Here is a 12,434-nt window from a genome sequence, read left to right on the forward strand (position 1 = left end):
ACGCGCAGCACGCCGAATGCACAGCGGGGGCTGGGCATCAGCGATCAATGACGACATGGACGACAGGGGCCAGATCGGGACAGACTCACGTTGCCGCGATGGCGCGGCATCATGTGCAGGAAGACGTAGGGGTCGACGATTTACCGGAGCAGTCGCGCCGGCAAGAAAGAGGAAGGACTAGCGTTCAAATTGCGAAAAGGCAATATATAGAAACGATTGGAATATGGCAAGATTGATGTGCAAATATATTTGCCGAAGAGGAGATTGATGCATAAAACACACACGAAATTCCTCTTGGCATGTCTGCTGGGATTGCTGCGACAAGGAAGTGGCCCGTGCAACTTGACTGCGGCCTTCAAACCAAACTGTCGCAGCGGCCGTGATCCAGGGTGCCAGCCAACCTTAACGTTAAGCTGGTTTATCAAACGAGGCATCCGATGCGTGTCCCGTGAGCGTCTCGGCGCAAAAAAAAACCGACTACGCCGAGGGCGCCGGGAAGGCTCGCCGCCAAGGTGCGACGGCGAAGCTTATACAGGCCGCAATGTCGTAGAGCGAGCGATGAACCACCTAAAAGATTTCCGCGCCGTCGCAACACGATGCAACAAGCGCCGCCACAACCTCTTTACGGCCGTGCTTGTTGCAACATTGATGATCTGGCTCCTATGAAGTCAGTCAGACACACCCTAGTCGGCACGGCACTGAGGCCGTCGCCTCGACAAGATCAGGGAATGGTTGATACATATCTGTCCTTACCATCCGGAAGAACGTTCTGTCGATATGCGTCGCTAACCGCGCCACTTCGTTGAAAATTAATGCGCGCCTCACGCAACGTCATGTGATTGGGTGCGCTTATTCGGTCACATTCTGTTGTCCCGTCATCCTCCCAAAAGCAGACACGGCAAATTTCATAGGAACCACCTTCTAGCAAGCTGCGGTAGCCACAACAAGAACAAGCCTTGAGATCCTCAACGTCACCCTCGATCGCCTCTTCACATCCCAGGAGTTGGGTTTGACTTTTCAAATACGTGTTGACCACCCCTATGTATGAGTATTCAAGAGCGATCTGCAGAAGCGGGTCATAAATCGACCTTGTCGGGTCTTCCGGTACATCGAAGCTGGCCATCATCGATTTCAACAGATCAGGAAGACCATCGTACTCAGGATCATCAGCATCAATGTACCACCAGTCAAGCAACAAAGCCTCGCGTTTCTCTTCGGAAAGTCGAGCCAGGTCCCGTCGTGCCAACAGCTTAATTGCTTCATTTCTAGTCATAACTCACCATTTTTTACCTACTGCCCACTCAGTTTGCGTGCTAACGCAATTGCGTCCTGAAACGGATTTGGAGAGCGTGCATCTGCTTTATAGAACGTCCGAATTTCACGTGATCCGGCATGCCCAACGAATGTTCGCGTGGTTGCTGGATCATATTTGACAATGAAATTGCCTACCTTCTCCTCGAGAAAGCGACCTGTCTCAGCGGAGAATGCCTTTGCTTGTCGGAAATATTCATTTTGCGTGATTCTTCCAAATTCTGCCCCATGTTTTTCGAAGTGAGGCGCAAGACTACCTTTACTAAAACCTTTCCACGCTGTAGAGGCTGCTAGCCCCGGCCCAGTTACTTCCTTAGCAAGCGCCGCTGCTGCGGTAGCACAAGCACACGTATTATGCACAAAGGCTTTTTGCGGCCCAGCAAAATAGGTGTGGAAATCCGCTACCGTAAAATTGTAGGTTGTTTCAATTTTCCCTAACGGCTTCAGCGAAACTACTTTTAAAGGCTTCTTGTCAGCGTCGACAAGAACCGTACCCTGCGAAAGTTTTTCCGCATCAACCCAGCCGGCACCATCTACCCAGAACGGATGATTATCGGTTACTTGCAGCCGAGCCACTTCCCCATTTGTTGAGCGAGTAGTCAATTCGTAAAGTGACTTCTCATCAGTAACAATCAAGTCCGTTACCGGCTTTAATTGCGTCTCACCTGTTTGCGCATCTCGCGCGAGCACAAGTTGTCCAATTTTTATCTGCTCAATTGGGGTCGACCCATTTTCCGTAAGCACCGGCGTTCCGGCGCGGAAACAACAGCCGCATGCATCGCTTGCTTTACCGAGTGCGGAAATATAACGACCCGCCCCCGAAATTACATTAACGGCTCCAGCCTCTGCCGGTATTGCAGGCAATACTTTCTCTACAATAAAATCGGAAAATTTTTCATTTTTCGTGGCCGAAACCTGCGCTTGCCACAGTTTTGCAAAATAATCGCGGACTTTACTTAAAGTACTTTTCTCGGTGCTCGGCTCATTCTTTTTTCCCGCATTATCACCTGACTCGGTAGTTTCCGATGACTTAGTTGTCGCATTCCCGCCGTTTTGTGGGTTTTGATTATTTTCCGTTTTCCGAGCAGCAGTCCCATTGGAACTTTCGGAGACAATGTAAGTCGAGCAATTGCCGCTACTTCCACCGCAAATCGAACCAGATTCGCGCCCCACACCATCCCGGTGTACCGGTGCGGATTCAAAACCAGTCGGATCGGTCCGGTTGGTCGGGTTATTCAACACGTAGCTATAACGGTTGTAACTTTGCCCATTCATCGGATCTTCAATTAGCACATCGCCCGACAGGAAACGCGCCACCAACGGATCGTACACCCGGCCATTCATATGCACCAGATCGAGTTGATCCAACATCTCATGACCGGTAAAGCCCCGATTGTCGACCTTGCCATCGATGCAGTCCGGCGTGACGTTGCCAGCTGGCAGTGCGCCACAGCCAGTAATGGTCTGCCCAACCGTCCCGCCAGTCAGCGAACGTCGCTTGCCCCACGCATCGTAGGCGAGCTTCTCTTCAAGGTTACCACTCTGATCGCTGATGCCGATTGGGCTGCCGAGGTGGTCATCATGGGTCCAGTGAAAGGCTGTAAGAGCGCTGCCAATATCGATCTCGACGCCGATTCCCTGCGGCCAGTAGGTTTTGACCGTCAACTCGCCATTGGCCTTGCTTTCCACTTCCTGCGCACCCGCGTACACAACACTCGTGCCGTCACTGCGGTTCTGCCGAGTACGCTGATGTTCCGGGCCATAGACGAAGTTCGCCTTGATGCCACCCTTGTCAATCTGGATCGGCATGTCAAAACTGTTCCAGCTGATCGTCCTCCCTGCCCCACTGAGCAGATTGCCGTTGGCGTCATAGCCGAAGGTACCGATGCCCGAAATGCTCTGCACCGCATGCGGACGCACGGCACTTGCGCCTGGTGCCGGGTAGACGTAGGTGCTGCCAGCGCCGACATTCGATTTCGTTTTCAGGTTGCCCGCGTCATCATACGTAAAAGTCTGTTCAGGCTGTCCCGCCACCTGGCTTGTACTGAGGCGGTTCAGTTCGTCATATTTGAACGATTCTTGGAAGCCGACGTTATCCCAGTAGTGGGTACGGTTCGTCACGCTGCCAATCACGTCGTACTGATAGCCCTCGGTCAGGCGCGCTGCCCCGGCACTCGTTTGCAGTGATCCGTCCTCAAGTCGTCCGGTGTAACGGTTGTAGTTTTTCTTTTGCGTCAAGCCATTTCCAAAGACGACTTCCGTGACGCGGCGTGAAGCATCCTGTGCCGCGATTTTCATCAGCACAACAGCTTCCCTCTGGACCCGGTCGACCTCGCCCGTTTTTCCATAGTAGGTCATGAACCGCTTGGACGGACCGCTTCCCCGTGTGTACGCCTCACTGCTCCGGCGGCCCCACTCGTCGTGCTCGTTCACCACCGTGTAATCGGTGTTAGTCAGGGTCTGGGTCGTCATATAAGGACGGCCCAGGTGATCGTAGGTCTGAACCCGGCGATAATCCTTCGCCGTGCCAGTCATGGTGTACGCTTCGGCCAGCTTGCCAAGGCCCCGTGCCGCCGTATCGAAAATCCAGTAGCTCGACAGGTCTGGCTCCAGACGCTGCGTCATGCGGTCGAGCATATCGTGGACAAGCGTTGTCTGCTGGCCGCGCTGCTTTTGCATCGGGTTTTGTTGGCGGTACATACGCCCAACCGGATCGACCCAATAGGTCATGGTTCCCAGGTCGGGATCAACCAATCCGATCTTGCGGCCAAGTAAATCGTAGGAAACTTGAATGACATTTCCACTGGGGTCGTCCGTCCTGGCCAGATTTCCGAACGGCTCGTACCCAAACCTGGTCGTCTTATTTTTCGCATCTTTCACCGCGACCGTTTGCCAGACAATATTCTTTGTCTCGACGCGCCTCTGTTGTTTCGGGTTGATTACCGTCGTGACGGTTCCGTTATAGATGAATGTAGTGCCCTGTTGAGTACCCGCCTCATCCATCGTCACAACGCTCGTGTTCCGGTCCAGGTCATCATAGCCATGACGGCTGGACAGATACGCGACGTTGCTATCGAAACGTGGATGATCGACCTCCACGGCACGACCACGCTGGTCGTACCGGGTATTGACGACAATTGCACGAACCGAATTGCCGTCGAGTCCCCAGGTCATGTTCTGCACGGTTTGTCCGAGACTGTTTGTGTAAGTGACGAGCGGCGACCGTATACGGTTGACTCCGTTAAAGGTGTCGGTAATACCTGCAACGGTCGCGCCCGCCGGGCAACCACCATTGCACGCCTTTACGTAGACTCGCGTCGTGGTACCGTCGGGCAGGCGCTCTTCAGTGCCGCGTCCGAATCCGTCAGCGGTCCACGTCGTGATCAGATTATTGGAGTCGACCAAGCGCTTGCGCACACCGGTTCCCGGGTAAAACAGATAGTTTTCCTGATGTCCAAGTGCATTTTTCAAGGTCTCGGGGAAGCGCCCCCTGGTATCGTAGCCTGTGGTACTCACGGTCCGCGAGTTCGAACAGGCCGCGGGCGGAACACAGTCCGGCTGCTGCCATGTTTCAATTTGCTTGTTAACCAGGCCAAATGAATTGGCACTCCGGTCGTAAGTCGTCGCAACGCGGTAGACTGGCGCGTCAGGTTCCACTGTTTTTGTCGACAGTGCTCCAGTAACAGGGTGATAGGCATACGCGACCGTGCGGGTCAGCGCGACACCGTCGGCGCGCTTGCGGGTCTCGTATTCGAGCGTCTTCTTGGATAAAAGCCAAGCTGAACTATCGTTCGTATACTGGTTACTAACGCTGGTGGAGAATGTCTCTCCTGCGCCCACCAGAACAGTATCTTTTTGAGTCAGGTTACCCCAGCCATCCTTATACTCGTTGGTTACTGTGGCAACTCCAAGATCGCTTCCATCCAGGTCACGTTTTTTCGTTACCGTTTTCCTTGTATAAACGAAACTGGTTTGCGTACCGTTCGGGTGCGCAACGATCTGCTTATCGTTAAAATTTTCTGAGTCGCTTAACGCAACGAAGGTTGGGGTCGTTACGCTGACACGAGCAACCGAGCCGGTAAATGGGAAAACCTGGTTGTAATTCGTCGCAGTGACGATACCCGTCTGCAGATCCGTCGACCACACCGTACTGAAACCACTCGATCCGCGGCCGAAAGCGTCAACTACCGCTCCTTTGTAACGATAGTTGGTCCTTAACCAACCGCCCTGCCCGTTGTTTGCCCTTAATTGCTTCACCATGACGCCAGGGCGACGAGGCATCATAGGGTATACCGGTTCAGGGTCGTAACTGGCATAGAGATCGCCGGATGTGGCCGACGTCGGGAAAGGATCAAAGCCCCGATAAACTTCAGCATCATCGGCACGGCTATACTCGACTTCATCGCGTCGTCCCAAGCCGTTTGTCACCACCATGATTTTATCCTGCCACGCTGGCCCAGCCAACGTCCAAACAGTGCGAATACCTCCGGTAGCATAGCGATCAATAAGATCGACAACACCATCGCCATTCACATTAATCTGCGTATCGCCATAGGACGCCGGCTTGTTGCCCACTGTATGGCAAATGAATTGCCCGGAATTGTAGCGGCAAAGCGCATCGCCGGACAGCGTATAGGTCATCCCATCCCCCAGGAAGTCGCCAATATCGCCAATGCGCGCGGTACGTTGGCAGTCAATGCCAGTTTCTTTACTCAGGCATACCGTTGGGCCCGCACTTCCGCCGGCATACGCAAAGTCTTCCAGCCCGTCCCCGTTCAAATCACCCGTCGATTTCGATGCGTTAAGTTCCCTTAAATAAGTTGTCTTATTGGGCTGATATTCTTGGAAAACAGTTTCACAGATTACTGTTTTCCTATTCCAACAAACCGTAACACCCTGATACGTTATCTTATCCTCTTTATTGTTCCAAACCGCGTAGAAATCACTAACATCTTCGCGCCCTACGGAAACGGATGACGGCTGGAAAAATCCTTTTTCTGTCAGGTTTGAATAATAAGGAGCAAGTGCAGTTCGATGTTCAATTTTACGTTGCACACACTTCACATCGTCGACCGCTTCATCGTAAAAACAATCGCCGCCTACGCCAAACATGATATGTTTTTTCCGGTCATTGCTAAATGTCACTAAACTCGGCAAGGCGCCCGAGCTAATCGGCCACACCGATGCGCGCCAGTCCTTACACTTAAAGTCGACCGTACCATCGGCAGCGGGCACAGTCAGGCAATAAGATTGAGGGCCTTCGCCCACGACGTTCAAGGTGCTGTAAGCGATCAAGTCATCGCGACCATCGCCGTTAATGTCCCCGAACAGAAGTTGAGTTGTTGGAAACGAGAAAGGCAGTTTTTTGTCGATGACTCGTCCATCTGGCAAAAGGATGCGGATTGACCCGTCCATGACAGCATGCGCGTTTGTGAAATCCACGTCGTCAAATTGTTTGGGCCCGGAACTCGCGCATCCCCCCAAGCAATACTCATATGTATTGGCAGAAATGAAACTTGCGCGACCGCTCCCATCCAGATCGGCCTCATAGTTCCTTGGATAAAAACTTTTCGGCCAGAATGTTGGATTGGTAATTGATGGCAGCTGCCGAAAGCTTGGCGCAGGTCCCTGCCCCCACTCAAATGTAGTTTTCGGCAGGCATTCCCGAGCCCCCGTATTCGGATTGATAGCACACGCTTCCATCGACTCGAGCATGCTGCGCCCGCTGTTGACGCTATGCGTGTAATTCAGGCGGTGATCGCGCACCAGCGAACCGCCGCTGCCGTCAGCGGCAGTACTGGTAAAGGTCGAGACCACCGTCAGCCTGCTACGGAGATCATTGCGCCCGCCGCCGATGTATTGAATCTGCGCATCGGTGCGCGGTTCGTAAGCAAAGCGTACCGCCAAATTGGCCGACTGCCCCGCCGCGCTGTTGGCGCCATAACGGATCTGCTTGGGCGTGTATTCGCCCGTGACGGCATCCTGGTTGTACTCGACCGTCATGTAATTGCTGTGACGATCTTCCGTGCGCGCCAGCGCCCACAGCAGGGGCTGTTCGGCCTTGCCGTTCGGCTGCGCGATCGCGTTGTCCGGGCTGGTGCCGTAGTAGTGTTTCAAGCCATCCTTCGCTTCCATCAGGAAGCCGCCATTCGGCAGACGGGTAAAGCGGCTGAAGCTTTCCAGCTCGGTGCGGTACTGCGCGCCCGCGGCCCAGTAGGCGGCATCGATGGCAGCGACGTCGCTACCCGGATTGGCCCCGTCGGAACGCACCAGGCGCTGGCCGTTGATGCACAGGCGATCGGCATTGTCGAAGCTGATGCGGCCAGGCACACCATCCTGGGCGATCGTCTTGGGGCAGCGGTTGATCGTCGTCAGACCGCCCAGCGACCAGCCCAGGCCCAGCATGCCGTTGCTGCCTTCGCTCGAATAGTTCAAGGTCAGCGAGGGGGCCATGCCGCCCGTGCCCGGAGGCACCGCCAGCGGCACCACGTACTCTGCATTGCCGCTCTTGCCGACAGTCAGGCTGCCCGGCAAGGTGCCGGCATCCGGGTTGCCCAGGTGCGGTGGGGTAATGTCGACCGGGATCGGCTTCAGGTCGACCGGCGAACCGGACACCGTCACCGCCGACACCCTCGACATGGCCATCAAGATGCCACCACCGTCATAGGCGCCAGCCGAAATTTGTAACTTGCCGTTCGGAACGATCATCGGCGCGGCAGTCCATACGCCATTCGCGCCGGTTGCCTTGGAGACCGCGACACCGTTGATGAAGAACTTGACGCTGCCGATGTGGACGGTAGTTCCCGTGGCCTTGGCCGACATGACCACTTTCTCGCCGTTGCTGATCACCGCGCCGTCCAGCGGATTGACCATCGTCATCACGACATCCGCCGCTGCCTGGGAAATGGTAATCATGTTCGTCATCGAGTACACGGTGGTCTTGCCCTTGCGTACCCGCACCACCACCGGCACCGGCGTGGCACTGGCCGTCAGGTCGCCCTTGCTGGCGTAATACGTGTCCGGCTCGCTGTCGGGTATGCCGGCGATCCATTCGCCGTTAAAGCCGAACGATACCTCGTCGTAGGGACCGACGGCATTGCTGATGCGCGCGCGCATGAAGACCGGACCGGGCGCGTTGTACTTGTCGTTGTTGAGCGGTGTCGTCAAGCCGATACGCAAACTGCCCGGCATGGTGCAGTGGTTATCCTTGCACGGCAAGGTGATGCTCACGTTGCTTTTCACCGACTTTGCCGTGACATACAGCTGGCGTCCCGCATAGGTCGCCGTGTGCGGCCCCAGGTTGACCGCGAAATGATGCCCGACTCCCGGCGTCTGGCATTTTGCCATGATGGCGGCATTGTCGGGCTCGGTGGTGACGTTGGCGGTTCCGGACGTCAGCAAGGTGCCGCCGAATGCGGCCGTCGGCCCATCGAGCATGACGTCGTACGCGAGCAATTCCGCGCTCGCGCCTTCGCACGCCCAGCCGACCAGTTGCGGCTCGCCGGCCGCATTGATGCGCACGCCCGCGACTTCGCCCAATATAGGATTGCTGGTGATATTGACCATGACCGGAGCGGAATCCGTCGACGCTCCCTGGTCGTCGGTGGCACGCGCCTTGAAGCGGTACGTACCCACGCCGACCGGCATCGACATCTCCGTCCCCAGTCCCTCGCCCGGTCCGTTGACTTCGCGGATCGGATTAAACTCATAGCCCGCCTCGGTGCCGCGGAAAATCTGCAGCTTGACGATATTGCGTCCGTTACCGGACGCGTTGGCGCGCAGCGTGACGGTCGCACTCCCGTTTGGTGCGACGCGCGCATTCGTTGGCGTTGCAGTTATTTCGACCGTCGGACCGCCATCGGCAACCACGTCCACCACGATGTTGGGCGTGGGTTCGCCAAACGGCTGGCCCGCCGCGTTGGTCATCTGCCATTGCAGATTGTATTTTCCCGGAACCGAAGGCGCGACAATCGGGGGAACGAACGACACTTCCTGTCCCGTGGCGATCGGGCCGGGAAGCGCGCTGGTCCCCACACTGTTCCACACACGCGTGCGGAGCGGATTTTGCGCACTGAGCACATAGCCCGAGCCTGTGCCGGCGCTGCCGAGCGTCCAGGTGGTCGAGCCGGTGTTTTTCATCGTAATGCCCATATTGAACGGCTGCCCCGGGCGCAGTACCTTGGGCGCACCCTGGCTGACGAACTGCGCGTTGTCGCCGGCAAGGGCTGCCACCACCTTGATCGTGCGTGACGCGCTGGTGGTCACCATATCGAGAGCATCGGTCACCCGAATGCGCAGACTCGCCGATCCGACCGGAACACTCACGGTCATATTGATGTTCATCTCATTCGAGCTGCCAACAACCGTGTCGCCATTCAATATCTCAATCTTCTGAGCGGTGCGGCTACCCGTCGCCGTCACGCGACCGGTTACCCGAACCTGGGCCACGCCGCCGGCGGCGTAAAAGGTGGCACCTTCTTCCGGCCCAGTGAAGTCGATGGTCGGTGGCGCGGCCTCGTCGACACCGATGAGCGTATGTTCACTGACTACGCTCATCTGTCCGCTGCTGTCGGTCGCCCGCAGCCAGAGCTGATACGTCCCTCTTGGCAAATACACATTGCTGTCTACCCGGTTCAGCACCGGGTTGTTGTAGGTGGCGAGAACCTGTGTCAGGTTCATCAATTCCAGCCTGACAATCGACAGCCCGCCCGAGGCCGTCGCATATCCTTTGACCGGCACGTTGGGATTGGTTTTATTCAGATAGTACTGTCCGTACTTCGCTGGTGCTTCCAGCTTGCCCACGGGCAGGCCAGGCTTGGCCACATACACATTGGTACGCACCTCATGCTGCCGGTAGGAGGTGTCGATGGCCCTGATTGCGATCGAATGCGTTTTACCGCTTTCCAATAACACAGGATACGTAATGCTCGAATAGTTGAAGGTATGCGCGACGACAGTTGAGCCATTAAGGATCTCCATCCGCATGATCGGCAGACCGCCCGTGGCGGTTCCCGATACCGTGACCGTGCCCGAGTACTGTCCGCCCTGATAGGTGCCATCGACCACGGGCGAGGTCATCGTCACGACAGGCATCGCCGGCTGTCCTGGTGTCGGTGGCGGCACCTCAACCGGAAAGTTGTACTGGAAATTTTCCGACATATCGCCGAACCATTCCACATCCTCCTCCACCATGCGCCATTGGAAATTCACTACCCCGCCGCCAACTGGGCGCCGGATGCTGAATACGAACTCCTCCGTGTCACCCGGATTGACCCAGGCGTGCGACAAGGAAACCCGTTTCACACCCAACAGTGTATTGTCGCGGTAATTTTCCGAGCCCAGAAAGAACTTGTCACGGTACCAGGTCGTCGTACCCGTGTTCTTCATCTTCACCATGACCAGATAGTCGTGACCGGGCTCCATCGACCCCGGAATACTCTTCCACACGTATTGCGCATTGTTGCCGGCATGGGCCAGGGACATGAAGCCCAGCAGGCACAGCATGAGCAAAGCGGACAGGAAGGAAGCGAATCCGCTGCGCATCATGGCTGACAGCGTGTGCACAACTCCTTCATGGCGTGGCGACATGGCGGGATGGTCTTGCGACGACGTGGCGTAGAACAAAGTACTCTCCAGAAACTAAAATGCGCATTGCGGGCAACGACGCGCAGCACGCCGATTGCACAGCCGTGGCTGGGCATCAGCGATCAATGACGACATGGACGACAGGGGCCAGATCGGGACAGACTCACGTTGCCGCGATGGCGCGGCGACGTGTGCAGGAAGACGTAGAGGTCGACGATTTACCGGAGCTGTTGAGCCGGCAAGAAAGAGGAAGGACTAGCGTTCAAATTGCGATTTGGCAATATATAGAAACGATTGGAATTTGGCAAGATTGATGGGTAAATATATTTGCCGAAGAGGAAATTGATGCATAAAACACACACGAAATTCCTCTTGGCACGCCGAGTGGGAGTTTGTGCGACCAGGAGGTGGTTCGAGCATCCATACTGCGCTCGTCAAGCAAGTGCTGCAGCTACTGTGTTTCTGGAAAATTCGTAGACGGCTGGAACAAAGCGGGGGCGAACACCTTGGACTAGCTCGCTCCGCTGTATAGCCTTTACCGTCCACATGCGGTTCGTTGGACAGCGCAACGGTTGACCAACATATGCGCCAGCGCATCACTTAGCCCATGTCGGTTTCTCGGCACTCATGTAGTGAGCCTACGTCGAGTTCATCAGGCAATGTCAATATCGAAGCGACCGGGCGGCGTGACGACGATCGGCACCAAGCCGTTGAGCACGTGGGTCAGATAGGGCCCCTGTCCGATCATTAAAGTTAATGCGGATCACCGTACGGCATGCATGGACGGTCACAACCAACCAGAGCCCCTGTTCTTTGATCATTTTTACGACGTCAAGCTTGAAGCTGATGTCGAACCTGCGGCGCTGCTTTGTCATGCAAAGCTCCTCGGATGGTGGATTGTCCACCTATCGAGGTGTCAGGGCAAATTAGACCACGACACTCTTCCCCTGCGCTGGAAGACTCAGTAGCGCCCAACGCTCCCCCTGAAAAATCTGGCCCGGGTACAGGGCGCCGCCAACCTGAGCGATGAGCTGACCTATCGGGCACAGGGTCCGTCGGCCTCGCAGCGCTATGTTCCTGACCTCTGCTGTAAATTACCGCCCCCGGCCCCTACACCTACCTATTTTATAGCGCGCTGCGCGGCACGCCTTTCGACCCAATTTTGCTTCGAAAAGCACGCGGTTTTTTTCAAGGCAATAACTGGTTTTTTTCACGGCTAAAGCAAGTCTGCGCTCGATCTCCAAGCTATGTTGCATTCCAATAATTTAAAATGCCTTATCAACAGCATCTCCGCAAATATGGGATCACAATCATAGTCAACGTAAAACGCAGTCAAACCTTTTGGATTATTATCATGCCTCATCATCAAAATGGATCCAATCTCATCGATATTCAGATACGCACCTTCAAACCAATCTAAATCGTCTTTATCTCTGAAGGTCACGACTCCCAACTCACGGACTAAATTCTCCGGCGCCAATTCCGTTGCCAGAACCGGCTTACAATCCCCACTAGGCCAAGTAACAAAATTTTCCATA

Annotated in this window: 5 protein-coding genes; 1 reads left to right on the forward strand and 4 read right to left on the reverse strand. The window is 55.5% G+C overall.

Features of this window, described 5'->3' with window-relative positions; all coding sequences use genetic code 11:
- Positions 1-267: 267 nt before the first annotated feature.
- Positions 268-666 carry a transposase gene (locus tag RBA41_RS33455; protein ID WP_374709506.1) on the forward strand — a complete coding sequence of 133 codons (399 nt, stop codon included), beginning with the start codon at positions 268-270 and terminating at the stop codon, positions 664-666.
- 55 nt (positions 667-721) lie between these two features.
- On the opposite strand, the gene RBA41_RS08225 is transcribed toward RBA41_RS33455, so the two are convergent.
- The 4 genes from RBA41_RS08225 to RBA41_RS08240 all read right to left on the reverse strand — a co-directional run bounded on the left by RBA41_RS08225 (position 722) and on the right by RBA41_RS08240 (position 12,433).
- Positions 722-1,273: a CPCC family cysteine-rich protein gene (locus RBA41_RS08225; RefSeq protein WP_306622930.1), complete on the reverse strand. Its 552-nt coding sequence runs from the start codon at positions 1,271-1,273 to the stop codon at positions 722-724.
- A gap of 17 nt (positions 1,274-1,290) precedes the next feature.
- Positions 1,291-10,875: a polymorphic toxin-type HINT domain-containing protein gene (locus RBA41_RS08230; protein ID WP_306622933.1), complete on the reverse strand. Its 9,585-nt coding sequence runs from the start codon at positions 10,873-10,875 to the stop codon at positions 1,291-1,293.
- 683 nt (positions 10,876-11,558) lie between these two features.
- A complete protein-coding gene (locus RBA41_RS08235) occupies positions 11,559-11,771 on the reverse strand; it encodes a hypothetical protein (protein WP_306622935.1) in 213 nt (70 codons plus the stop codon).
- Between the two features lie 341 nt (positions 11,772-12,112).
- A complete protein-coding gene (locus RBA41_RS08240; protein ID WP_306622937.1) occupies positions 12,113-12,433 on the reverse strand; it encodes a hypothetical protein in 321 nt (106 codons plus the stop codon).
- Position 12,434: the final 1 nt, after the last annotated feature.

This window comes from Massilia scottii (assembly GCF_030846495.1).
Taxonomy (GTDB): domain Bacteria; phylum Pseudomonadota; class Gammaproteobacteria; order Burkholderiales; family Burkholderiaceae_D; genus Telluria_A; species Telluria_A violaceinigra.

What these genes read in the sequence shown, in the direction of transcription:
- RBA41_RS33455 (WP_374709506.1), top strand. Translation starts at nt 268, where the DNA reads ATGCATAAAACACACACGAAATTCCTCTTGGCATGTCTGCTGGGATTG.
- RBA41_RS08225 (WP_306622930.1), bottom strand. Translation starts at nt 1,273, where the DNA reads ATGACTAGAAATGAAGCAATTAAGCTGTTGGCACGACGGGACCTGGCT.
- RBA41_RS08235 (WP_306622935.1), bottom strand. Translation starts at nt 11,771, where the DNA reads ATGACAAAGCAGCGCCGCAGGTTCGACATCAGCTTCAAGCTTGACGTC.
- RBA41_RS08240 (WP_306622937.1), bottom strand. Translation starts at nt 12,433, where the DNA reads ATGGAAAATTTTGTTACTTGGCCTAGTGGGGATTGTAAGCCGGTTCTG.